Below are 26,387 nucleotides of genomic sequence, written 5' to 3' on the forward strand. Positions count from 1 at the left end.
GCGGTTACCCTTCATTGCCGTTCAACCCCTCCCAAAATAATCCCTTGAATTCCCATTAGTGATTGTAGATGTTATACATAAGCACAACAGTTTCTGCACGAGTCGTGGTTTCTTTGGGATGAATCGCCTGATTATAGCCTTGAACAAGTCCGTTTTTTACTAATGTAGCGATACTTGTTGCTGCATAAGACGAAACCAAGCCCGCGTCTTCAAATTGGTCTAAGGCCCCCAAAGCAGTTGAATTAGCCAAGCTGCCTGTTTGCGTTAGTGCTCTAGCCGTTAATACCATCATATCCTCTCGTGTAATAGGATCCCGTGGATTAAATTGGTTATCGCCAACTCCATCCGTAATTCCCAATCCTCTTGCAATGCGCAGCGATTCACTATAATAAGCATCTTGTGGTACATCCGAGAAAGCAGCCCCTAAGTCACCGTGTAATTCCAAGGTTCTAGCAAGTAATACCAAGAAGTCGGCTCTCGTGATCGCTTGAGAAGGATCGAAATGGGTTTCTGACATGCCATTGACTATACCTTTGGATGCCAACACTTCAATTTGTTTTTGGGCCCATTGCACCGATTGAAGATCATCGAATGACTTCACCAAGTAAGCAACTGCATATGTGCTGAAATGCGTCGTCTTAAAGGTCACACTCCCTGTACTTGCATTGTATTTGGCGCTAGGAACGGATGTCACGTTGCCTGAACTATCGATATACCAAACGACAATATGCTCCGGATTTTGAAGTTCTTCGGGAGTTGGTGCATAAGGGATGCTTACTGATACTGGAGCTTGACTATTATTCCATGGAATAACCTGGTTACCTGATTCAAGGCTTAACTCAATGACTGGATGGGTACCTACTTGATTTCGAACTTCTGATGACAGATTTTCTAGTTGCGCATGAGCAATGCGAATCCTGACATCCGTCGAAGAAGCAGCTTGTTTTTGAAGCATATTACTAGGTAATACAATCGTGGCAAAATCAGAAATAATTTCGATCTCTTCACTTTTTGTACGCGTAGACACAAGCGTTGTTGGCACAACCTGCACATAAGCTTTTGCATCTAGATTCTTCGGAATAGCAATACTAATTTTTTTGATCCCTTTCTCATTGGCCACAGCTTCCTTTTGGGCCCGCTTCAACGAATCTGAATCCACTGTCGATATAACAGAATGTGTGTCTTTATCCAACTGCACGTCCGGAATGAGAATGCCCTTCTCTCCATTTCCTGCTTGGCTTGTTCCTGTTTGGCCTGCTCCTGGTTGACCTGTTCCTGGTTGGCCTCCTCCTGGTTGGCCTCCTCCGCCAGTTGAATCATTAATCGTCACACTCTTAGAAGCGTTACTCGTATAAACAACAGAAGATACCTGTGAATCCACGAGCTTAATACTGGTTATAGCAATCTCGGCATTCCCTTTTTGAAGAGCTTTGAATGTCACCTTCGCAAGCATTGCGCTTCCATTCGAGCCAGGCTTTTCTCCGATTTCAGTATGCGCTAACTGCACGCCATTCGTTATTAGAATAGGACTAATCGTAAATCCGCCATTGCCCGCCGTATAGTTGATAAATTCTAGTTTGGTGCTGTCATACGTCAGATTAATTTCATATCCAACCATATCGGATAGATTTGTGGCATTAACCGTAACATCAAATTGACTTTGAACCGTTGAACTCGTTTGCGTCGTAGAAAGCGAAAAATCCGGAGCGCCACTTGCTTGTGAAACCGCTGGTTTGGACAGTAGGATCAAACATATCATCAGGAACATGATTCTTATTCTAGCCACTAGGACATCAACTCACTTCCAACTTAGTTATAAGAGAGCAGCGAAGCTGCTCCCATGAGATCGATACACTTACTACATTATTTGTTTAAAATTTTCCGTGCGATCGCTACCAAATCCACGATATCTAATTGATTATCCTGATTGAAATCGTAGCGCTTCACGATAGCCCAATCACTTCTGGTCGATGTTAGTCCGTAATGGGAGGCGACGACTGCTAAGTCGCCAATACTGGCATGCGTATTAACCGAGGCCAAGTAAACTTGTATCGCGCTAGTTAAATGTTCGAGCGCTTGATCTACTTCCGTCTGTGTTGCTTGGTTATTATTCATTACTCCCGCTGCACTTGAAGTTGCTGCAGCTAACGTATTCACCGATGTCTGTGCATATTGTCCCCACAAGTTTCCGATATTCTCAGGAGCCATTACGGTTTGTGCATCACTAATTTTTGAGATCAACGCTGCTTTATTAGCTGCATCAGGCACCTGAATGAACACTTGATAAGCTGTGCCATCCATCCCCGTCTCTGTCCCGCTTCCATCTGCTATGATTGCCTGAGTTAGGTTCACCGTGCCGGATGCATCTTGATTGGCGTTGCCTGCCTGGAAGTGAAGTTGAAGAATAGTTCCTAGATTCCCCGTCATTGTTACACCAGGTGTTGAGCTTGCAACAAGAATTCTCACTTGCCCTGACGTACTGGACTGATCTACAACGGATATGCCTTGAAGTAAGGATTCAGCTGATACATATTGCAGTTGATTCGGATTGTAAGTCAATGTTAGATCTAGCCCATATACTTGCTCCGATACGCCCGACCATCCATAAGTAAGCGTCAAAGGTTGACCCGCATGAATGGATTGAGGTCCCGTTAGAACGCTGCCCGCACGAACGGTAACCGTTGCTAGCGCTTTTATCGTTGTACCTTGAACGGTTCCTACTACCGTAAAGCTGCCATTTTGAGCATATTGTTCAGGTGCGATTGTATCCCAAATCACTTGAACTTGTTGTGTAGTTCCATTTGAGTACACAGCATCTACAACCGAGGGCAGCAAAGGAGCCGTGCCTACAGGCGTAACGATCTGTGTAGAAGTGATTGAGACAATGGAGGCAACAGGCGTTTGAATCGATGGATCCCAATCGTCTGTTCCGCCAATCAAACTACTCGCTTGGAATATCTGGCCCAGCGTATAGCTCTGTGCTTGCGTGCTGGTTAGCTGATGTGTCCAAGCAAGTCTAGCAGAAGGATTCGCTCCAGGTCCGCTGCTGTTATATTCGGCGTAATAGGCCGTCGCTTCATTAGCAGCATTTCCAAAATTATTCCAGCCTGCCGGAGATATATGCTTCTCCATATAGGAATTTAAATAAACCGTTTGCGCGTATGGACGCCATGTTCTTCCAAGATCAGATGTACCTGCCGTGCTTTGTATCAAAGATTCAGAAGTGATTTTGTTGTTCAAGAACACATACCCATACTTCTGGCCCCTTGGCGTCGAAGCAGCTGTCACATGACCAGCCAGTCTAGCATGCAATTCACTATTCTCGAATACGGCTGTTCCCGGTCCGAAAATAAAATCAACAGAACCGGCAATGTAACTATTTTTAAAATAAGAGCGATAGGTTTGAATCGTTGTGTTATTCGCATAATTCGCTGGATCCACATTATCCGTCAAGTTCCGGGTCAAGAGTGAATCTTGATAACCAATAATTTTACAATTCTCAAAAAATGCCTTATCCGCATACACGTCAACGGCAACTGATTGCCCGGCTCCGGATCCTGAGGAGTTGATGAAGGTCATGTTTTGAGCGTAAAAATCATGCCCTTTGATCATAAACGTATAGTCGTTATATGTGCCTAGTCCTAACGAAGTTCCATCGAGAGCCGTCTTTTTCGGATTGTCATCATAGGTAAGAATGGCTCCGTCTTTACTTTCACCAATCATGGAAATGTAAGGTTTCGTTTCCGGAATTAGCACTTTTTCGTAGTAGACACCGTTTTTCACAAAGATAACAGCTCTGTTATTGTTTTGATCCGGTACGGAATTAATGGCGGCCTGTATACTCTTGAAATCTCCACTGCCATCTGCAGCTACAAGAATTGGCGTACCGCCTTGACCAAGGTCCGGAAGGACAGAAACATAGGCTGCGACCGGCAATGTTGATCCTTGCACAGTGCCCTGTACCTTAAATCCTTTGACATTGGTTTGGGCATATTGATTCACTTGAACAGCATTCCATACGACAGGAAGAGATTGAGAAGAATGATTGTTATACATAGCTGTTACCATAGTGGGCAGGTTAGGCGCTATTCCAGCTTTGGTCTTTATGACAAGCGACGAATAGCCTGTGACAGCAAGCGGAACAACCTGAATTGTGGCAGTAGCTCTTGGTGCATATCCCGTTACAGTCCCATTTACCGTTATTGTTCCGGCATGATTGTACTGTGTTGGATTTATCAAATCCCAAATCACAGGGGATGGAATCACGGATCCATCATCCTGCATGACCGTTATAGCTGCAGGCAAGTTCGGCGGAGTTCCGACCGCAGTAGATACGTTTATCGTTTTAAAGCCTACTGTATTTTCTTGGCCTGTTATCTTAATCGGCATTAAACTTACGATGGCAGTACCATCCATTAACGAGGCGGCAACAACGACATTTCCATTTTTCTTCGCAGTTAATAGACCATTGGTATCGATTGTGGCAGCATCCGTAGCTGTAAGATCACGATTGTAAACAGCCCATGTGACTGCCGAGGAAGTGGCGCCTGTCGTTCTTGCAGCGCTAAGTTGTAAGCTGCCCCCCTTCTCAGAAATAGAGGTAGCTCGATTCGTTGATGATAGATTGATCCCGTACCCTTGATTGTCCGTCACAGGGCTGCTAATCGTTAAATCATCCAGAAAAACCTGGGAGGCTACAGTCGTATTATTGTTCGGTCCAATAGATTTAAAAGTGTTTATATCCGGCGGAATGACCGTCTTATCATAGAAAGGCTGCCCGCTAAGTACCTTCGTTCCATTGTAATAAACATCAACTACCTTATTTGGGATATCCACTACCGTCTTAACCGAAAACCATGTATTTATCGGTATGGAGGGAACGACAATTGGCGATGTGACACCATTAATCACGTAGCTTAACGCTCCTGAAGTTTCCGTGTTTAACCATACGGCAATTTTGCCGTTGGAACCGAGCAACTGAAATACTCTGTTGTTGCTTGTTGGTTTAGTCGCATAAGTACCGTTGGGCACACCATTCGTTAAATTTGGCGGTGCCGGGAATTTCATGTATACTTCTGCCGTTACGACAGAGGTTTGTGCGGCAAAATTGCGGGACACGGATACATAACCAGCATTTTCATCATCGAGAAAAATACTGTTCGCATCCCGAGCACCATCCGCTGCAATCGTGATGAGACCTGGGGCATAACTTGATGCTGCCCAGTAGCCGCCAGGCACATCGCCTACTTTGTAAGAAGTGAAATCATCATTAACAGGGAAGGATTTATCATACACAACGGCTCCGTCTTGTACGATATTCGAGCTATTTGTCGCATTAATTCCCTTGGGTAAGTTGCAATTATAGAAGAAAATATTTTCCGTATAGGCTAATTGGGCTTGTGTGAAGGAGCTATTGATGAATTGCACATTCTTCAATGCATTGTCTGAGGTGGGAGTCGAGGCCGCGCCAATCAAGGAAATAATATTATCCGTTCCCGTTCCTGCTGTATCATTATTTCGAAGGTTAATAAAACGGAAATTGCTCATATCCGGCGGATAGATATCGGGAACTGTCAGTTTATCGTAATTGGAATTGAGGTCAATCTTATTAATGAGTGAGTCCCTGACTTGTATATTGCGGATGTATCCGCCTCTGGAAGTACTCGTTTTAATTTTGAAGCCTGGCGCTACTGCATTGGAAGATACATCGACTGGTATAAGATTACAGTCCTCCGCGTACACATCACTTACCCCTCCGGACATCTCACTTCCTAATACGATCCCGCCATGGCCACCGCTGAACGTATCCCCACGATAGTAAATAAAGCGCGAGGGTCTACCTATTTCTCGACCTTCTTGATTAATACCGGATTTAATCGCACTGCTGTCATCACCCGTCTGAAAAGTGGAAGAAAGGATGTAGACATTTTCAGAAGAGTTAGGGTCAAAACCATCCCCATTATGGACAGAAGTATTAATATCAAGGCCATAGGCTGTAATATCCTTGGAGTATACAGGCACGATGGTCCACATCATCCCGTTTCTAATTTGCAAACCGTCCAGATACACATTATGGGCATTATTGAAGCTAAGCAAGCTTCCGCCTCCGTAAGTCTTGCCGACTTCTTTCACATCATTGTCATATTCCACCCGTAGGTCGAGGCCATTTTGCGCGTCCCCAATCGTTCCAGGTCCGATAATGGCAATATCATGAATTGAATAACCGTAATTATTGTGGTCCATAACCCCTGCATTAAAAAGGCTAGCATAGGATTCTGGCTCTTCTAAACTATGCCTAGCCATCACGAAAGGCTTAAAATCGACCTTATGTGTGCTTGGTTTAATCTGTGCCCCTGCATCCACATACACGGTAATGTTACTGTGATTAAAAAACAGCGCTCCCGTTAAATAGGAACCCGCCGGGAAATATACCGTTCCACCTGCTGGAACTGCGTCTAACGCAGCTTGTATGGAAACCGTATCCATCGTCGACCCATTACCGGTTGCCCCAAAATCTTTCACATTCAGCTTTACGCCAACTGGCTTGGTTGTGATTTGTACAATATTACTATCTAATGATTCTAGTCCTGAAGCATCCTGAGCCCGTACGATGTAACTACTTATTGTATTCGGCGACAAGCCGAGTATCTTATAGTAGGTTTTGGACGTACTTCCAATGAACAAACCCTCACTGTTGTAAATGTTGTAATTCGCTACGTTATCGTAGGTCAACGGCTTTTCCCATACGAGTACTACCGAATCTTCCGTGTTTGACGCTGGCGACATTCTGAGATCTGTTGGAACATATACACCATGTGTAGAGGCAGCTATCGTGTCGGCTAGAGCAAACTGTGATAATCCCGGCAAATAAGAAACAAGTAATAGGAAAACCATTGTAATCATCGTACTTCGCATTTTTTTCAAGTTATTACACTCCCTTTATACAATTTTGACAAGGTACAATACAAAGATTACTTCAAATAAACCGCTTTCAAAATAAGTTTTCTTATACAGTTTTGTTTGTTATGATTGAGAAAAAAAATAGCCCTACGATTTCTCGTAAGGCTAGCCATTTCAGATCCTAGTATTTTCTAACACATTCATCGCAACAGATAATCCTGCATAATCTCCAACTTGCTCACCTAAAAGATCTCTATACACCGAGAGTTCTTAGTGTTGTGATTTCCAAATCACGGTCGGCCGACGATAAAATGGTAGAAAATCAACTTGTATGCAGAAATATTCCATATGCTTATATATGAAAACGGCAGCCATGCCGGCTGCCGTTTCAACGATCTTATGTGGTTATTTTGTGCACTAACCTTATTTATCCCGTTTCAATGGAATAACCATATTCCAGGTATTCGCAGCTTTTGTAAATTCACCAGGGCCGTCAGCAGTAGCAAAAAACATATGGGTGGGTTCGTTATTTTCAAATAAAATAAAGGGCCTCTCCAGGCTCCCCATGACCTGTTCCGTGCCATCATCCCATTTGATACTCCGGGTGTATGACTTTTCTCCCTCAAGAGCTTCCCAGTGTATCCCATCCTGCGATCTTGCCAGAATCCCGCCATGATATTCACCACAAATGTTGCCAATCATATCCTTCGCAATCATTTCATAGCCGCCAGGTACTTGATAAATAAAAGGATCCTCCAAGCAGAATTTATCTGTAGGAAATACCGTCTCATCCGCTAAAGCCGTATAGGGTCCCCTGTAATGATCGGCCTTTGCAACCCCGAACGACATAGTTTGACTGTGCAAAAAGGTAGGATACGGCCTGGATTTGTAGGTTCTAGTCTTATACACCAGAAGTACGGATCCATCTTCATGCATGCACGGCGCAGGATTAGAAGTGAAGAAATTATCGAACTTATCCGGTCTTGGCTGTAAGATGGGAGAATCCATTCGTTCCCACGGCCCATATACACTCTTGGAAACAGCAATGCCAATCCGCTTATTAGCTCGCGCTACGATACATCTTGGATCATGAAGATCATAGGACTCTGCCTCTTCAGGCGATACATCCATAAATGGGTGCGTGGACCCCATATAGTATAAAATATACGTATCCTGATGCTTCACGATATGCGGGTTATGCGTACTTCTTCCATCCCAGTATTCCGCTCCTCTGAAAGGAAGAACAACTTCTTCAAATTGATAAGGTCCTTCGGGAGCGTCCGAAACGGCTCGCACCACCTCGGATGCGACTAGCCAGCCAGGATGCATCGGCAGGTATTTAGGCCATCTGGAAGCAAACATATGATAGCGCTCATCCTCGCCTTTCACAACAGAACCGCACCACACCCAGTAACCATCCATTCGAAAACCGCCAGATCGTGGCGAGGGTAACATTTGATTAGCTAACATCCAACTTTCCTCCTTGGGTAACGAAATGGATCAGACGCGTGCCTAGATGGACTAATCATTCCATATATCCTGAGTCGCTGATTCTTGGTCTGCATAGTTTTTGCTAACCAGAAACGTATATTTTTGGGTCGTGTTACTTAAAAGCGCCGCCTTCGGCAATCCCCGCTCTAAGCGGAGCTAGCTGACCATTTCCCGTAACAGGTGCAACCCGGCCATCCTTACTTGGATCCGTATATTTCACGAACCATTCACTGAGTCTTCGTCGCATGTCTCCCAGCACCTCTTGGCATGCAGCATCATGAATCAGATTCACATCTTCGTTCGAATCATTATGCAAGTCATATAACTCGTGTGGACCGTATGGATAACGATGTACATATTTCCATGCTTGCGTGCGGATCATACGAACCGGTCCGTATTCGTCATAAATAACAATATCCTCATGACCGTCGTCCTCTTCTCCCCGTAATAGCGGAAGAAAGCTACGACCTGGCAGCGGATACGGATCCGGATTGGACAATCCCGCATAGGCCAGTAGTGTTGGAAACATATCATATTGGCTAACCAGTTCACTGCAAACACGACCGACAGGGATGACACCTGGGTGGCTGAAGATCGCGGGAACCTTAACGGAGGTATCGAACATATTCAGAGGGAATGTCCCGTTTCCTTTGCCCCAAATGCCGTGATGCCCCATATTCATACCGTTATCGCCCGTAAAGATGAGGAGTGTCTGCTCCCTTAATCCCTGTTCCTCCAACCTTGCGATTATTCTGCCGATGCCGTCATCCATAGCAGTAACAGAAGCATAATAGCCTCGAAGCAACTCCTTACGGCGTTCACCTTCGCCATGCGGTGCAGAAGTGATTTGATTCGCATGCAGTGGCAGCTCAGGAACAGATTCAAACGGGCATTCCTTATACATGGACACATAGGACTCTGGGTGCTCAGAGCAATCCCAAGGTGAATGCGGCGCTGTGTAATGAACGCTCAAGTAAAAAGGATTGTCCTGCTGCGAAAGCTCATTCAGAAAGTCCAGTGCGCGATCCGTAATCAAATCTGTCACATAGCCATCCACTAGTGTAACCTCGCCATTTTCCACAATATCAGGCTTCATATACGAGCATCCGCCCCTGGCGATGGAAAACCAGCGTTCGAAGCCACTCTGTGGGACCGTGCTGGAACCAAGATGCCATTTCCCACTCAAAGCACAAGCATATCCAGCTTCGGCCATAAGCTCCGAATACGTCAGCTGACCGGCCAAATATTCAGTAGCTGTACGCTCGTCGGCAAAAATTGGTTGACTCTGCACCTCTTCCCGCAATTCGCTCCGAGTCACATTGCCGGAGCAAATCCAGTCATGAACGCCGTGCTGAGACGGCATACGTCCAGTCAATATTGAAGCACGCGCCGGGGAACAAACCGGCGACGTGCAGAAGAAATGATCGAATCGCATCCCATCGGCTGCAAGCCGATCGAGATTCGGGGTGTGGATTTCGTGATTGCCCGCACAGCCAAGTGCCCAACTCCCCATGTCGTCAGCGAGTATCACAATGATGTTCGGTTTCCCACTCATTTCGTTGTTTTATACCGATCGTAAACCTGTTGGTAAATTTTCACCATTTTATCCATACCCATGTCATTCAGCTTTTTCACGTAATCGTCCCATTCTTTGTCGATACCGCCTGTAAGCATCCACTTCGCGTACATTTTACTTACGTAGGCATCGATATCCGTCAAGTAGCGGGAAATCTGATCGCTTTCTTCCGCCGTGAAATACGTTTTCGGGAACGCATTGTCAACCAGATACTTGCCGTATAGGTTATCTACATCTACCTTGGAGCGGATTTGCGACGGTGAAGGCGGCACGACCATATCACTGACAGCTTTGGTCAGCGCCCAGACTGAATAGGCGGTTGGCGGCACCTTCATGAAGTCTTCCGAGTTGGCTCCTTGCGGCAGAGCAATCGCATCGTATTTACCATCCGAGCGCTCTTTTAAGCTATCGCCTCCGATAACCCCTCTGCTCATTTGCATGGAAATTTTCGGATCATACGTGTAATCAATCCAGCGAATCGTCGCTTCCGGGTGTTGATTCTTGTTCGTAATGGCGAATGATCCTCGTAACAAAATACCGTTTGCATATTCCGCCCATACCGGATCCTTACCGTTGGGTCCTTTTAGCGGCGGTAGCGATACATAGTCCTGGTTGGCTGGATTCCAATCGAACACAACGCCTACAAGCCCTTTGCTTTCTTTGGCCGTGAGCACCTTGCCATCTTGTGTAAAGCTTTCTGGATCTGCCAAGCCTTCGGCGAAAAGTTTGTTGAAATATTCAATTGCCGCTCTGTACTCTGGCTGTACCGCTGTGTAAATAACTTTATCATTTTCAACAGCTAGGTGATTGTTGCCCGCTTTATGTACATCGCGATCAATTCGTCCGAAAGCACCGAAGAAGGAATTGACATCACTGTTCCAGTTTTGTAGGAACGATAGCGGGATTTGATCCTTCTTGCTGTTACCGCCTAAATCGTTCTCTTTAAAGGCTTTTAGCGTTTTATAGAGCTCGTCGGTCGTTGTCGGCATAGGCAACTTTAACTGGTCAAGCCACTTTTTATTGATAAACATCGTCGATTTCGTCCGCGAATAGCTTTCGTCGATCGTAGGCAGCGAATAAATGTGCCCATCCGGCGCGGTTAATTGCTTTTTATAGGTCGGATTATCTTGCAGCAATTTCTTCACATTAGGGGCATATTTCTCGATCAAATTCTCAAGCGGGATGAGAATACCTTGAGAACCATACTTCACAATATCTGTGTCTTCGCTGAGAATACCGTGCGCATAGAAAGCGTCAGGCAGCTCGCCGCCGGCAAACAAGAGGTTCTTCTTCTCTGTCCAACTGCTGCCAGGGGTCAAATTCCAATTGATATGAAGGTTTGTCGTGGCCTCTATATCCTGGAAAAGCTTGTAGTCGTTCAAATCCTTGCCTGAAGGCGGCTTAAACCCCGCAATATTTAGCGTTAGCTTCTCTTTGGCGATCGGGAAGCCGCTCACGTTCATATTGGACGGTACAGATCCTTCCGGCTTGCCGCTCACCTCTGGTGCGCCTTTGTCTGAACTGCAGCCTACAAGTGCAACTGACATGCCTAGCACTAATCCAAGTGAAGCTTTTGACCATTTGTTTGTCATCTTTTTTTCCCCTTTCTGATATAGAGATTACCCTGCCTATAGTAAGCGAAGAAATCGCGATTACCCTTTGACTGAACCGACCAATGTGCCTTTGACGAAATACCGCTGCAGGAACGGGTACAAAATCATAACGGGCAAGCTGGATATGATAATAATACCGTATTTCATCAGCTCCATCCGTTTCTGCTGCTCCTGCGAACCATCGAGCATCCCCTGCATATCAGAGCCCTCATTCATAATCAAGATATTCCGTAATATGATTTGCAGCGGCTGCTTGTCGTTGCTTTTCAAATAAATGAGTGCTTGGAAGTACGAATTCCAGTGCCCTACGGCGTAGAAGAGAACGATCACCGCTACGATCGGCAGTGCAAGTGGAATGGCAATTTTCCAGAAAAATTTGAGATTGGAACACCCGTCCATTTGAGCTGACTCGAGTAATTCCCCCGGTATGTTGGTTTGAAAAAACGTCCTTACAATAATTACATTGAAGACCGAAACTGCATTCGGAATGATCATCGCCCAAGTCGTATCCAGCATGTGCAGCTCTTTGACAAGCAAATAACTGGGAATAAGTCCGCCGCCAAAGAACATCGTAAATACAAGCAAGAACATAAACACATTTCTACCAATTAGATCCGAGCGGGACAGCACGTACCCTGCGGTGATCGTGAGCACGACGTTAATCGCCGTTCCCGTGAGTGTATACCAGAGCGAATTACTGAAGCCAAGCCAGATGGAGGACTCGGCAAGCAGCCGTTTGTAGCCGTCCCAGGTTATATGTTCAGGAAAGAATAGCAACTTCCCGGAATAAACCAGGTCAGGATCTGTAACAGACGCGGTCAAGACAAAATAAAGCGGATACAAAACTAACAGCACCAGAATAGAGATGAGCGTATAGTTGCAAATATCAAACAGGAGATCCGCTCTTGTTCTCGCTAGTTTCATCGGTTCTCCCCCTTACCACAAGCTAGTTTGTTTTAACGATTTCGCAATTTTGTTAACGCTGATCAGCAGTATAAAGTTAATCACGGTATTGAACAGCCCTATGGCTGCGGAGTAGCTATACTGCCCCTGCACAAGTCCGGCTTTATAGACATACGTCTGAATAGTCTCCGACGAGTCAATGTTGAGCTGGTTTTGCATCAGATACACTTTCTCAAATCCAACGCTCATCATATGGCCCATATTCATGATTAGCATAATGATAACCGTCGGCATGATGGATGGAATATCCACGTGGTAGACACGCTGCAGCTTGGATGCACCATCAACGGTTGCTGCTTCATGCAGATCCGGATTGACCGCAGTTAGGGCTGCCAGGTATATAATCGTCCCCCATCCAACGCTTTGCCATACGCCAGAGAAGACGAAAACGGTCTTAAACCATTCGGCACTTCCCATGAAGAAGATCGGTTTGATGCCTGCCATACCGAGGAGACTGTTGACCGCTCCTGTTTTCGGTGAAAGCAGCAGATATACGATGCCGACTACGACTACCGTAGAAATGAAATGGGGAGCATACGTAACCGTTTGCACAAAACGTTTGAATCTTTCGCTCGTTAGCTGATTGATCATCAATGCCAGAATGATTGGTGCCGGAAACGCGACCAGCAGTTCATAAATAGAAATACCTAGCGTATTCCGAATAATGGTAACAAGCTGGTACGATTCAAAAAATCGCTCGAAGTTATCGAATCCTACCCACGCACTTCCCACGATGCCTTTCACTGGGTTGAAATTTTTGAAAGCAATTTGAAGCCCGTACATCGGGAGATAGTGGAAAATAATAAAATAGGCCAGCGTGGGCAAAAGCAGTAGATATAAATCATAGTTACGGATGATACGCTTAAACATTTGTTGTTGTGTCATGTTGTTCTTTCACCTCCGCTAGCTATCAGCTCTTCATGTCTCATTTGTATCATCCTTTTAGACCGTCCGTATATAAGTGAGATCGCTACATGGACTATGCCATTCTTGATATTGGCCTGATTTGGCCAAGAATAAGTCATTTTTAACTTGTCTATATGCCAATTTCAATACGGAATAGCAAAAAACGCCTCTTCAAAGAAGGGGCGTTTGATGAACATGTCATCATCGATGCTGTTTCCGATACTCACCCGGTGTGACACCAACTGTCTGTTTAAACTTGCGAATAAAGCTGGAGACATCACTATAGCCAATTTGCTGAACAATATCTTTTACGGAGTAATCCTCTGCCTTAAGCAGTCGTTTGGCGTGATCAATTCGAACTTCGTTCATATAGTCCATGATGGTCCTACCCGTCTGTTCCTTGAAATATCTGCTCAAATACGATAAGGATAACGAGAAATGCTCGGCGATCCTCTGCACAGAAAAGTCATATTCCCCACAGTGCCGTGATATGTACTGCGTGATTTGCTGGATCAATGCGGATGGATTTGCCGGCTTCTTCGATTCAAGCAAATCACAGTAGGTTGCACAGGCGGTCGTCAGAAGATCCACGATTTCATCCAATGTCATATACTCAGTCAGCGTCAGCACGTCGGGAAAGCTGGTGGTTGCCCCGCCTGAATTGCGTTTATCCGCGTAGGCAATAAACTTACGAATCATATCGTAACAAAGCTCTCTAGCAACAAACAACGTAAGTCCACTCTGTTTCATCCGCATGCCGATTTGATGGACGGTTTCCGCGACTCGGCCTGCGTTTCCGTGCTGCAGCACGATTTCCAAATCCTCCAGCACTCTTCTGGGACTTAATAGGTCCGCATGGTCATATACGAGCAGCTCATCAAAGAAAATGACCCGCTGATTGCCTTTGATCAGTTTATAATCAATGGCAGTTGAAGCCTCCAGATAAGAACGGCCCGCTTGCACAACCTCAGCATAACGATTACCCACCCCCATCGTGATGGGCGCTTGGAAAACGGCTGTCAGATGTTCGTGCATTTGATTCAGCCATTCTCTCCAAGCTTCCGGCGAACAGGCTGATGATATAATAAACAGCATCCGTCGTTCTTCGAGACTTTCTTTGCGATACCCGACAATTTGCCCTCCGAACCAAGCATCCACCTCTTCATGCAGTCTACCTTTCATAGGCACAAAAGAAGCAGGAAATTCCAACATTAACACGGCTGTTTCCGAGTAAGGGAGCAGGAAGCCAATCTCTTTCCCCTGTTCATTTAACGCTTCGACAGAAGTAAATTCCCCCTTCAGTATACTGGCAAGCAGGTGCTCCATAACGGCGGAACGGTTGGCTTCCAGCTTCAGCCCCAGGCTTCGGTTCGAATCCGCCATATCATGAATAACGTTACCGATCATCTCAAATACGTTCGCTCTACGGAGTGACTGGCCCCGTATCGTCTCCACAAGCGCAGCAAGTCTTTTAACCGGATTATAGTTAAAAATCATGAGCACATAGACGAGCACGCAGCCTGCAAGGAAAATAGCAGCCATCCAGCTTCCCCATTGCCAAATCGCTCGGTTAATGGGGGCCACCAGGGTAGACTTAGGAAGCATCGTGACGTAAGTAAACCCACTCTTGTCCGATTTCTTGTAAGAGGCTGCATAGGTAATATGCTGAATTGTAACATCCTGATATTTGGCTTTGCCGTTCACAATTTTGCCGAAGAAGCCGGGATCGTGCAAGTAGTCAGTAGGCGTTTGAGCCGCTAAGACGCGCCCTTCCCTGTCGAAAACAATAGCATTGCCCCCTGCCACCGGCAAGCTTTTGAGCAATTCGTTTTCCTTCAAGATGAACAAAACTGTGCCGTAAGGATGCAAGCTGTTAATCGGAATCGGCACAATGTAGGTAACTAGCCGCTGATTAGGCAGCCCTGAAATGCTAACGTCCTCCGCTGGCCTTAGCTGCGGGGTTGTCAAACGGTTCAAGTCATCGTTAAACTGCGCTGAGGTCCACTGTTTATACTGATAAAATTCATCAATGAAGGAATTGACCTTATAGATGCTTGTCGATGAAAGCAGAAAATCAGTCCCCCGAATATGCAAAGCAACTTCCCGAACGCTTTCGTCAACAACCTTGCTTTCCAGCACCTTTTTCCCCTGATAGACATTGTAGTAATCATGCGTCAGCACATAAGGCGATAGCTCGGAAACACTCTCTAGTTGACCTGCAATTCGATTCAATAGGATCATCTTCTGATCCATCCCATCCTGCAGATCTTGAAGAAGCGCCTGATTGTTGCGTTCCACATCATCCCCGACGATATGAACCAACTGATGGTAACCGGTCACCCCTAATACAAGCAGCGGGAGCAAAAATAACGCCATGTAGGAAAAAAGATAACGATAAAAGACCGGTAGTTGGTTAATCGCCGCTTTCATCTTTTCGCCTCCATTTCGATTTGTATTTGAGCATTTCTAAGTGATTACACGATTGGAACCAAAACAAGCTCCTTTGGCATCCCATCTTGGCAGATTAGCTCAACGACACTGCAATCCCCCTCACCTGCAAAAACTTGAACTCCCTGTTCAGGCGACGAAAGCATCCACTGTCCTTTGAGCGTAATTCGCATCGGATGCGCAATGCTTTTCGCATGCACCCACTTGCGTGAATAGACACTGACTTCTTTCTGAATCCCGTTCCTATCGTATTGATCCTTTTCGATTTCCTCATATAAACGAAGATCCGGATCGACCGCACTCATCGTCAAGGTTCCACTTTCCTCGCGAATCATGACCATTGCTGGCGTATCAACTGCCGTCACGTACCCGATTCCGAGACAATCGTCCGCTTCGAACAGCGCGTATGCGGTTGTACAGCTCTCTGCATCAAACACCACATGCGCTGATCGTTCCTGACGCAGCACCTTATATGGCGCTGAATCCGGATGCTCCATCTGCTCATAAAAGCGCTTAACTTGTCCGCAGTCCGTATCAACCAGAATCGCGTACGCGTAGCTGCCCTCAGTCGGTGAAGTCCCATGATCCAACCATGCTGCAGCAAAATCCCCTTGTGTATCGACATCTGTCGATTGATGCTTGGAATGTTGTGTTGCTTTCGAGACAGAAATCGTCTGTCCGGCTGGAATATAATACCCGTTTCCTTTATTGTCCAATATCCATGTAGGATTGTCCAATTGCTTTTTTTGGAAATAAGGGAAATCATAAATCGGCCCTGCTTCGTCAATCCAGAGCGGATCTTCCCTGATAGGCAAATGATTCTGAAACAGGGTCGTTTCTGTCCTGTTGGCTGTATTGTCGTTTTCGATACCTGAACCCAAGCAAATAATGCGATTATTGAAGAAAAACGCCGACTTGCGCGCTCGATGACTCCCTTCATATTTGGGATGCTCATGCAGTTTCATAGCAAACATCCCGTTGTGTCCTTCCAAATGAAGCCCGCCTGCAAAGGTTTCATCCGAAAGAAGCATTTCCTCGAAGCCGCTGAAGGTATCTACATTGCAGACGCTGGCGCGGAGCTCCTCCAGCGGCTTATGTACCGTGGTCGTCCCCGGCCACCGGTTCCAATCCCAGCCATCTTGCTGATAACCGCTGGCTTGATGATTGACTGGCTCGCCACGGCTCATAATCTGGAGATGACCGTGGGAGATGTAGCGGCCGTACAGATTCGCGTTCACATACGTTTCGTTCGCCCACAAATAGCGGCTATGCCCGCGCATGCCGGCAAGCCAGGAACCACGTCGGTGAATGGCTAGGGCAGCGTAGTTCATCGTCCAGTGACCGTTCGGATCTGGCTCCGCTATGATGCCCATTGCTTCAAAGCGATGTGCCGCTTCCGTTCGCTCATCTGGGTCAAGCAGACGCAGATAAGCTGCAGCTACTTCTGTATCTACCTCACTGCGACCATCAGGCGTGCCACTCTCCGCTAAAAAAGCAAAAGGCTCCGGATCGAGCGCCCACTTACCTGTCGGATGACGGGCAGAAAGCGAGATCAGCCATTCCCGCTTGTTGCTGTACAACCGCATAGAGAGGAGGGCCTTTCGTATCGTCTCATGTGCTTCTCGGCTGACACGGAACGGGGTACCTTTCAATACGTACATCATCGGCGTCACGCCTTGAAAGCCGCCTACTGCATAGGCTGGGTAATGATTGACATGGTGATAAGCAGACCCGTCGATTTTATACGCTGCACGCAAACCCGGAGCAGGCAACAACGACTGGGAGAGCCAATCGCAGAACGCTTTCAGGTCCCGTACTTTTTCAGGAGTGTCGTCCATGATCAGTAAGGAAGCAAGCATCCCGTGCAGCGTCGTGTTGTAGATGTCGATGTTGCCTTCTACTTCTGCAAGTGGCGTATGCGTGCGGCCCACGCCGCTGTACCAACGCATAGTCCGCTGTGTTCGCTCCAGGATTCCTGCCTCTTTAAGATCAGCTCTCATAAGAAAGACGGCAGGATAATAATCACGGAAGTTATAGCCAAAATGATGGACGGTTCCTTGCGAGCTACCGTACGTCCACCCTTGATCCTCCATATAGTCCAATACGGTTATAAACATTGCCTGCAGATGAGCTTGTTGTTCCTCCTCTTCGCACGACCGGAAACAGATCGCCGTTTCCAGCAGGAACTGTGTAATCTCGCTCAGCTGTACACCGTTGGAAAGGCGTTTAAGCTCCTCCTTTAGCAAAGGCGGATAATGATCGAAGAACAGCTCGATCGGACGGCCTGTGAGAATTCCACCTTTGCGCGCGATCCCATACTCGGCGAAACGCCGCTGAAGCAACGTGATCTCCTCCTTCGACACACGCCGTTCCTTGAAGAAGAGCGCCTCGAACCGCTCGTTCATCAGCCCAAAGGCATCTTGATCTTCCTGTATAACCGCTGAAGGGATCGCATGCTTCGGGGCTAACTGTTCAAACGCATATAACGCAAGCCAGTGTGCGTTTGCAGATACATCAGCGCGAAGATTTACCAACGGCACCTGAAAATCCCTAGTATGAAACCTAGGATCGATCGGCGTGTTCAGCATCATCTGATCGATGAACAACGTACCTGGCTGTATGCCCATTGGCATACGGATTGTAACCGTATCCATATCTGGATGAGGGCAACCTGTCATATCCCGTTCATAAGCAACCCAAGCGGTTCGCCAACCACGGAAATTCAACCCAAATTGAAAGGAGCAATCCACGGCTCCACTGCGCCCGAACTCGAATACAAGTTCGCCCTCTACCGCAGCAGCGTTATAGATCCAGATCGTAAACGAGTCGCGCGCCTGATCCTTCGTTCCTTCCTGAAACGGACGATATCCTATCGACTCCGTGACGATCACGGATGAATTTTCTGTATAATCCCACTGCAAGCTAGCGTTGCCATCCTTGTAGTATTGATTCGTAATGGACAAGCGAGAATGCCTGTCACAAGTAAAACAAACTGGGATACCGCTTTCAAAACTGAAAATAGTCATTCGTCTTTCCCCCTCTTCTACACCTAATCTGTCAAAGTGATTTATAAGAAAGTGTAGAACAGCGCCTACCCGCTTGTAAATCGGCGGTTTCCCTCCACGCATATGCGAAATCTGAACACGATACATATCAGTAGTAATCTGCAAAAAAAAGTTCACTCAATTGAGTGAACGTCGAATTACTTCATAATAAATTTCCCGTAGGAGATGCGAGGCAAACCCAACTTCATTAATTATTAATTCCTAGCTCTATGGTTTGCGATAAACATGAGTCCGAATGAGATGACTATGATGGCTGCTGCCCAGCACCATGCAAGAGTTTGATTACCAGATTCAACAGCGATATAGATGGCGGTAGGCAAAGTTTGGGTTTTGTGAGGGATGTTGCCCGCAATCATAAGTGTGGCACCGAATTCTCCCAGTCCTCTAGCAAATCCAAGAATGTAAGCTGCCGTGACAGAACGCCACGCCAAAGGCAAGGTTATATAACGTAGAACTTGCCACTCATTTGCACCAATTGATCTCCCCGAGTCCTCCAAATCTTTGCTGACTAGTGAGAACCCTGTTTTCATCGTTTGATAAACTAATGGAAAAGCCACCACGATCGATGCGATCACCGCAGCCCCCCATGTAAATATAATAGACTGATCAAAAAATCTCTCCATTAGGTATCCAATCCAACTCTTTTTGCCCAATAGGACTAATAAGATAAAGCCTACAACTGTTGGAGGGAGTACTAGTGGCAGAAGAATGGCCGTTTCAAGCAATGTCTTCCCACGAAACTTACGCCGCGACATTCCCCAAGCTGCTATTCCTCCTATGAACAGAACGAAGATGCTGGATACCACGGATACCTTAAACGAAAGTAGGATAGGAAAAACAAATTCTGTCCAATTAATCTGATCTCACCTCATTTTGGAATAGAAAATCCGTATTTGACGAAGACATCTTGTGCTTCTTTCGTTTGAAGATAAGCGTAAAAGTCAGCCGTTTCTTTACTGTGTTTTGTTGCTTTCACAATACCAGCAGGGTATTCAATCGGTGTGTACGATTTTGGATCAACACTGAATGCTACTTTGACACTTTTGGAAGTCAGCGCATCCGTTTTATAAACAAAACCAGCTTCTGCATTGCTAGACTCAACGTAGGTAAGTACTTGGCGAACATCCTTGCCCTGTACGATTTTAGCTTGAAGCGAGTCCCAAAGTTTCGCATTAGTCAATGCCTCTTTGGCGTAGCTGCCAGCTGGAACGATTTGCGGTTCCCCAACTGCTAAATGTTTAATATTTTCATTCGTTAAATCCTCTGCTTTTTGAATGGCAACCTTGCCATCCACTGGAACTACAACGACTAATTCATTGATTAGCAAGTTTTTTTGCTGTGCCGTATCGATCAATTGCTTGTCGACTAGCGTCTTCATATTTTTGGTTGCTGCCGAGAAGAATAAGTCCGCGGGTGCCCCTTGTTCGATTTGCTGTTGCAGTGCCCCGGAAGCTCCGAAGTTAAAGTTGAGTTTAATTTGTTTGTTTTTGGTCTCGTAGTTGGTTTGAATTTCTTTAAATGCATCGGTTAAGCTTGCAGCTGCCGATATAGTTAGCTCTACTTTCTCGGTCGGCACTGGTGTTGCTGTAGGTGCTACAGTTGCCTGTGTTGGTGTTGTACTTACAGCGGGTTGTTCCTTTTGGCTGGAGCAACCTGTGATGATCATGGCCGCAACAACAAAACAAGATAAAACATAACTAAACCTTCTTAAACTTAACATTACGTCCCCTCCAAGATTAAATTTATATCTATTTGATTATAAATAGAATAATATAATCTCTGATCATTATATAAAAACAGAATTAATTAGTAAACAACAGGATTGAAATACCCTATTTATCAGCTTATGATAGATGATGGTGGTTCCGTACGGATGCAGGAGTAAATCTACGCTACTTTTTTAGAAGACAAGCTTATGGAGGTTTACAATGACAACTGACATGTCCTATACAACGGAAGAAATATCTAAACTTTTGAAAATATCTAAACTAACTGTTTATGATTTAATAAAAAAAGGCGATCTACCCGCTTATCGTGTTGGCAAGCAAATGCGTGTGGATGCATCAGATCTTGAAGCCTATAAAACACGTGCAAAAGATGGTATGGTTTCTACGATTAAAAGTGAGTATGTCGAACCCGTTACTCATCATTCTTTCCAAGCCGTTTCATCTTCCAATCACTCTCTTGTAATAACTGGACAAGATGTTAGCTTGGACATTTTAGCTAAACATATCGAAAGAAATGTAGCCCATTACAGACCGCTTCGTTCGTATGTTGGTAGTATGGATAGTCTAATCTCTATGTACAAGGGCGAGTCCGATATTGTCAGCACGCATCTGCTGGATGGAGACACCGGTGAGTATAACCTTCCTTATATCCGAAAATTACTGATTGGTTCTTCGTACATTGTTATGAATCTCTTGTCACGATCGGCCGGTCTATATGTTCAACCGGGAAATCCTAAACAATTACATAGTTGGGCTGATCTCAAAAAGCCTGGACTTCGATTGGTTAATCGTGAAAAAGGTTCCGGTGCACGTGTTCTGTTAGATGAACAACTCCGACTTCATGGAATTCCAAAACAACGGCTACATGGTTATGAGCAGGAAGAATCGAATCACTTAGGCGTGGCTGGTAAAGTTGCTACAGGTGAAGCTGATTTCGGTGTGGGTATAGAGAAAGTAGCCTCTATGGTTAACGGCGTTGAATTCATCCCGCTTATTCAAGAGCGTTATGATCTTGTCATGCTAAAAAAACCAGAAAATCTTGCTTGGATTGAACGCGTAAAGCAAATCTTGCAATCGGAATCCTTCCATAAAGAGCTGCGTCCTATCCAAGGATATGATTTATCGCAGACAGGACGCATTTTATTCGAGACTTAACTTAGCTACATGAACAACAATAGGCATGATAATGCGCGGCAATAAATCTTTCATAACTCTGAGCTTTGCTAGTCAAAGAAATTAATTTCCTACTAGACTCAACTCCAAGTCACTCAACCTTTTTTCGAATATGATAATTGGTATGATCCAAGCCAATTCCCAAGTAAAGGTGCTGTGTTGACAATGAGTCGTGCTAGAACAGTAGGCAGTAAATGGGTAAAAACGAAAGTTCTTTTACGCAATAAAGAACTTCGCAAATTTGTTCCGGAAACAAGGATCTACAGTCGGACCAACCTGCTCCAGATGTTAATCAAACATAAGATGGTTTATGTGAAGCCCGACCATGGTACTGCTGGGAATGGCATTATTCGAGTGGTGAAAAGTGATAAATACCACTTTCAAGCCGGTAAAGTTGCTAAGTCATTTGGAACGTTTCAAAGCTTATTCGCTGCTCTGAATAAAGCCAAGTTAAAACGATCTTACCTAGTTCAACAAGGCATTCATCTTCTAACTCATCACAAGCGAATATTCGATATACGTATTATGGTGCAAAAAAACCAGATGAAAACTTGGGAAACTACTGGTTATATCGGTCGTGTCGCGCATCCCAAGAAAATAGTGACAAACTTTCATAATAGCGGGAAGCCGTTACCCTTAGAATTGCTGCTTAGTTCCTATGTAAATGGACAGAAGAAAAAGGATTATATCCATAGCCTGCGAAAATTAGGGTATCGAATTGCTAAGCATTATCAGACGAGTTATCCGGGATTCAAAGAGATTGGTATCGACATTGGCATCGATAGAAAATTGAAACCATGGGTAATAGAAGTTAATACATCACCGGATCCCTTTATTTTCAACCAATTACATGATAAAAAGATGTTCTTCAAAGCTCTGCATTACGCGCGAGCAAACGGACGGTTCTTACGTCTGCGACGTAAGTAATGTAAAACACTCCAATCCTTGTAAACATGGAATTGGAGTGTTTTACTATTGCTATTAAATTAAGACAAATCTAAGAATTTGGCGAATGAAAAGAAATCTAAACACGATAAAACCTCTCGCGTTCATGAATTTAATTCTTATTCTAGTTAACCCTCTTGCCACGACGCGCGCATTAAAAACGGTGGTTGTTCCATTAGCATTTCTATAAACTATGCCATAAAACTGGTTGACCAAAAGCATCATATATCAACTCCTTTCAATTGAGTTAATATATGATATTCATATGATTCATAGATGCGAGGGCTAGTTTCATAGATTACTATGTTTAAAATCCTCTAATTATATGTCTGCCCACGATCTAACTTTAGGTCATGCTTCTCAAAAATCCTCTTCATGACCTCAATGGCTTCCTTTTCATCAGGTCCATGAATATCAAGCTTGTACGCTTGATTGTTGAATAGCGTAACGCTCAAACCCAGAATGCTTTTCACATCAATAAACCTCGTACCCACCTGAATGACAATACTGGATTGAAACTGATTCGCCGCTTGATTGATTTCTACAATGGCTTTTGTTTCCAAACCACCCATACGAATCCCTCCACTTTAGTTCCATCGTTGGTATCCGTTTCGGTAGGACTATTCCGCCTGTCGAAACTCACGCGGTATCCGTCGCGCTGTCCCTGTTTGAATAGCCGCACGGATGACGGCTTCACGAATCCGTCTAACTACTTCTTGATTAAATACACTTGGAATGATATATAACTTGTTCAATTCCTGCTGTGTGACAACCGACGCAATCGCGGCGGAAGCGGCCAGCTTCATTTCTTCGTTGATCGTAGAGGCTTGGCAGTCCAAGGCCGCACGGAATATACCTGGGAAGCACAGTACATTGTTAATCTGATTCGGGAAATCCGAACGCCCCGTAGCAACGACACCCACGATATCTTCGATTTCATCGGGATGAATTTCCGGCGTTGGGTTCGCCATCACGAACACTACGGGTTTAGCCGCCATTCGCTCAACATCCCCCCGCTTCAGTAAGCCTCCTGCGGAGAGTCCGATGAACACATCTGCTCCTTCGATAACGTCATGAAGATTACCTGAGCGCAGGTTAGGGTTCGTCCGCTCCGCGTATTCCGTCCAATGCGGGTTGGCGTACTCTTTCGTACGTACCAACGCACCTTCTCGGTCAACCCCGATCAGTTCCTTCACGCCTGCAGCCAGCAAAATGTTGGAGCAAGCCATTCCCGCTGCACCAATACCGCAGACGACAACTTTCGCTTCATTAATCTGCTTGCCAACTACTTTCAACGCATTGATGAGCCCTGCGTATAAGACCACAGCTGTACCATGTTGGTCGTCATGGAATACGGGGATGTCCAGTTCATTCCGCAGCCGTTCTTCAATTTCAAAACATCGTGGAGAGGATATATCCTCCAGATTAATACCGCCGAAACCTGGTGCCAAATGCTTGATGGTCGCGATGATTTCTTCGGTACTTTGCGTGCTTAAACAAATTGGAAAAGCATCGACATCAGCAAACTGCTTGAACAACATCGCCTTGCCTTCCATGACAGGCATCGCCGCATAGGGTCCGATGTTTCCAAGTCCGAGCACGGCACTGCCGTCGGAAACAACAGCGACCGTATTTCGCTTGATCGTCAGCTTATAAGCGTTAGTCTCATCTTCATGGATAGCCATACAGACCCTGGCTACATCCGGCGTGTACACGCGGGAAAGATCATCCCTGTTCTGAATTGGTGATTTGGGCTTCATCTCAATTTTGCCGCCGAGATGAAGCAGGAATGTGCGATCCGACACGTGAACCAGCCGTACACCAGCGAGATCCTTCATCCTAGCGACAATACTGTCCAACTGGGACTGTTCGGAAGCGGATACGGTAATGTCTCGAACCGTCCAATTCGCACCGGTTTGAATAACGTCAATCGCGATAACATCCCCGCCATTTTCGGTAATTACCGTAATTAATTGACCGAAATGGATTTGCTCTGTTAACAATTCCAGACGCAAAATAATACTTTTGCCAGCCATCGTATTTTTCATATTAGTTACCCTTCCTCATTCACAAGTACATTTTTACCTCTAAGTTTCATTATCAGCGGAATGGTAATCCAGATCAGACCGATGATGAGAAATACAAGAGAAACCGGTTTTTGCAGGAAGATCATGAAATCACCATTTGAAATGGTCAGTGCTCTGCGCATGTTGTTTTCCATCATTGGACCCAAAATAAGACCAAGTACGAGTGGTGCTAGTGGATAATCATTCTTAGATAAGAAGTATCCCACAAGACCACAGCCCATAATGAGCATTAAATCAAACGTCGAATACTGTACGGCATAAACCCCGAATACGGAAAAGACGATGATTAACGGAATTAAATACTTAGCAGGTGTTTCAATGACTTTGGCAAACACTTTAACCAACGGCATATTAAGAATCAGCAGCATGAGATTGCCGACGAACATACTTGCAATAACCCCCCATGCTAACTGTGGGTGGTCTTGGAATAGCAATGGACCTGGCTGGACGTTGTACATAATGAAAGCACCCATCAGAATAGCCGTCGTTCCTGAGGATGGGATCCCCAATGTCAAAAGCGGAATCATCGCACCACCCGATGCAGCGTTATTCGCAGCTTCCGGCGAAGCGACACCCTCGATAGCACCCTTGCCGAATTTTTCCGGATTTTTGCTAATCTTCTTCTCCACGATATAAGCAAAGAAAGAAGCAAGAATAGCGCCTGCACCAGGAAGTAAGCCGATGAAAAAACCAAGCACAGAACCGCGTGCAATCGGTGCCGCGCTGTCTTTCATATCTTGTTTTGTCGGCAGAATGCGATTGATCTTGGCAATCTCGCCATCGTTTCCTTCGCGCTGAAGGATGGTTTTGAATACTTCGCCGACAGCAAATGTCCCCACGGCCACAGTCAGGAATTCCAAGCCCTGATATAACTCAGGAATGCCGAAGGTGAATCGCTCCACGCCCGACACGTTATCGATACCGATCGTCGCTAACAACAGACCAAATGCCGTCATCATAAGCGCCTTCACCATCGATTTCCCAGCCAGTCCGCTGATCGCGAGCAAGCCGAGCACCATCAAGGAGAAATATTCAGCAGGTCCGAACTTGATTGCGACTGCCGACAAAGGACGAGCCAAGAAGATAAGACCGATCAGCGAAATAATGCCCGCAGCGAAGGAACCGATTGCTGAAATCGCGAGCGCTGCTCCTGCTCTACCCTGTTTGGCCATTTGATAACCGTCAAGTGTTGTGACGACAGAAGACGATTCTCCAGGTGTGTTTAATAGAATCGACGTCGTCGAACCTCCGTACATCGCCCCATAATACACGCCTGCCAACAAAATGATGGAACTCGTAGCTGCCTCTTCTGGGCCTAAGCCAGCTGTCATTGTTGCCGTGATCGGAATCAAGAGAGCAACACCGCTCATCGGGCCAATTCCAGGTAGAACGCCAACCACCGTACCAATCAATACGCCCAAAAATACAAAAATAACATTATGCCACTGCATCGCTGTGCCCAAACCGTGCAACACATAATCCAAAGTGCTCAT

General features: G+C 45.6%; 16 protein-coding genes. 2 read left to right on the forward strand and 14 right to left on the reverse strand.

Annotated features, from left to right (window positions below):
* Positions 1-55: 55 nt before the first annotated feature.
* The 11 genes from L6I86_RS07750 to modA form a co-directional block, all read right to left on the reverse strand.
* The gene (locus L6I86_RS07750; protein WP_236285989.1) at positions 56-1,768 is read right to left on the reverse strand and encodes an S-layer homology domain-containing protein; all 1,713 of its coding nucleotides are present in this window, start codon (positions 1,766-1,768) and stop codon (positions 56-58) included.
* A gap of 95 nt (positions 1,769-1,863) precedes the next feature.
* On the reverse strand, positions 1,864-6,915 hold the full coding sequence (locus L6I86_RS07755; RefSeq protein ID WP_236286344.1) for a pectinesterase family protein: 5,052 nt from the start codon (positions 6,913-6,915) through the stop codon (positions 1,864-1,866).
* 408 nt (positions 6,916-7,323) lie between these two features.
* The gene (locus tag L6I86_RS07760) at positions 7,324-8,370 is read right to left on the reverse strand and encodes a glycoside hydrolase family protein (RefSeq protein ID WP_236285990.1); all 1,047 of its coding nucleotides are present in this window, start codon (positions 8,368-8,370) and stop codon (positions 7,324-7,326) included.
* Positions 8,371-8,503: 133 nt separating this feature from the next.
* Complete coding sequence (locus L6I86_RS07765) at positions 8,504-9,946, reverse strand: sulfatase family protein (RefSeq protein WP_236285991.1); 1,443 nt, start codon at positions 9,944-9,946, stop codon at positions 8,504-8,506.
* Positions 9,943-11,559 carry a type 2 periplasmic-binding domain-containing protein gene (locus L6I86_RS07770; RefSeq protein ID WP_236285992.1) on the reverse strand — a complete coding sequence of 539 codons (1,617 nt, stop codon included), beginning with the start codon at positions 11,557-11,559 and terminating at the stop codon, positions 9,943-9,945. Before L6I86_RS07770 ends, L6I86_RS07765 begins: the two co-directional genes overlap by 4 nt.
* Before the next feature lie 60 nt (positions 11,560-11,619).
* On the reverse strand, positions 11,620-12,504 hold the full coding sequence (locus L6I86_RS07775) for a carbohydrate ABC transporter permease (RefSeq protein WP_236285993.1): 885 nt from the start codon (positions 12,502-12,504) through the stop codon (positions 11,620-11,622).
* Between the two features lie 12 nt (positions 12,505-12,516).
* Complete coding sequence (locus L6I86_RS07780) at positions 12,517-13,428, reverse strand: ABC transporter permease (protein WP_236285994.1); 912 nt, start codon at positions 13,426-13,428, stop codon at positions 12,517-12,519.
* A 222-nt stretch (positions 13,429-13,650) separates the two neighbouring features.
* On the reverse strand, positions 13,651-15,879 hold the full coding sequence (locus L6I86_RS07785) for a helix-turn-helix domain-containing protein (protein ID WP_236285995.1): 2,229 nt from the start codon (positions 15,877-15,879) through the stop codon (positions 13,651-13,653).
* A gap of 44 nt (positions 15,880-15,923) precedes the next feature.
* On the reverse strand, positions 15,924-18,923 hold the full coding sequence (locus tag L6I86_RS07790) for a chondroitinase family polysaccharide lyase (protein ID WP_236285996.1): 3,000 nt from the start codon (positions 18,921-18,923) through the stop codon (positions 15,924-15,926).
* Positions 18,924-19,156: 233 nt separating this feature from the next.
* The gene (modB, locus tag L6I86_RS07795; protein WP_236286346.1) at positions 19,157-19,819 is read right to left on the reverse strand and encodes a molybdate ABC transporter permease subunit; all 663 of its coding nucleotides are present in this window, start codon (positions 19,817-19,819) and stop codon (positions 19,157-19,159) included.
* An 11-nt stretch (positions 19,820-19,830) separates the two neighbouring features.
* A complete protein-coding gene (modA, locus tag L6I86_RS07800; RefSeq protein WP_236285997.1) occupies positions 19,831-20,682 on the reverse strand; it encodes a molybdate ABC transporter substrate-binding protein in 852 nt (283 codons plus the stop codon).
* Positions 20,683-20,890: 208 nt separating this feature from the next.
* Between modA and L6I86_RS07805 the strand changes: the two genes are divergently transcribed.
* Together L6I86_RS07805 and L6I86_RS07810 are read left to right on the forward strand one after the other, a co-directional pair.
* Positions 20,891-21,844, forward strand: a complete 954-nt coding sequence (locus L6I86_RS07805) for a helix-turn-helix transcriptional regulator (protein ID WP_236285998.1) — start codon at positions 20,891-20,893, stop codon at positions 21,842-21,844.
* Positions 21,845-22,027: 183 nt separating this feature from the next.
* A complete protein-coding gene (locus tag L6I86_RS07810) occupies positions 22,028-22,789 on the forward strand; it encodes a YheC/YheD family protein (RefSeq protein ID WP_236285999.1) in 762 nt (253 codons plus the stop codon).
* Between the two features lie 335 nt (positions 22,790-23,124).
* Here the strand turns inward: L6I86_RS07810 and L6I86_RS07815 are convergent, their stop codons facing one another.
* Genes L6I86_RS07815 through L6I86_RS07825 form a run of 3 tightly spaced genes read right to left on the reverse strand, consistent with a single transcriptional unit; the run spans position 23,125 to position 26,387 of the window.
* Positions 23,125-23,379 carry an HPr family phosphocarrier protein gene (locus tag L6I86_RS07815; protein ID WP_236286000.1) on the reverse strand — a complete coding sequence of 85 codons (255 nt, stop codon included), beginning with the start codon at positions 23,377-23,379 and terminating at the stop codon, positions 23,125-23,127.
* Between the two features lie 48 nt (positions 23,380-23,427).
* Positions 23,428-24,855, reverse strand: coding sequence for an NAD-dependent malic enzyme (locus L6I86_RS07820; protein WP_236286001.1), 1,428 nt, complete (start codon positions 24,853-24,855; stop codon positions 23,428-23,430).
* A gap of 5 nt (positions 24,856-24,860) precedes the next feature.
* Positions 24,861-26,387: a tripartite tricarboxylate transporter permease gene (locus L6I86_RS07825; protein WP_056623786.1), complete on the reverse strand. Its 1,527-nt coding sequence runs from the start codon at positions 26,385-26,387 to the stop codon at positions 24,861-24,863.

The organism is Paenibacillus allorhizoplanae (genome assembly GCF_927798215.1).
GTDB classification, from domain to species: Bacteria; Bacillota; Bacilli; order Paenibacillales; family NBRC-103111; genus Paenibacillus_E; species Paenibacillus_E allorhizoplanae.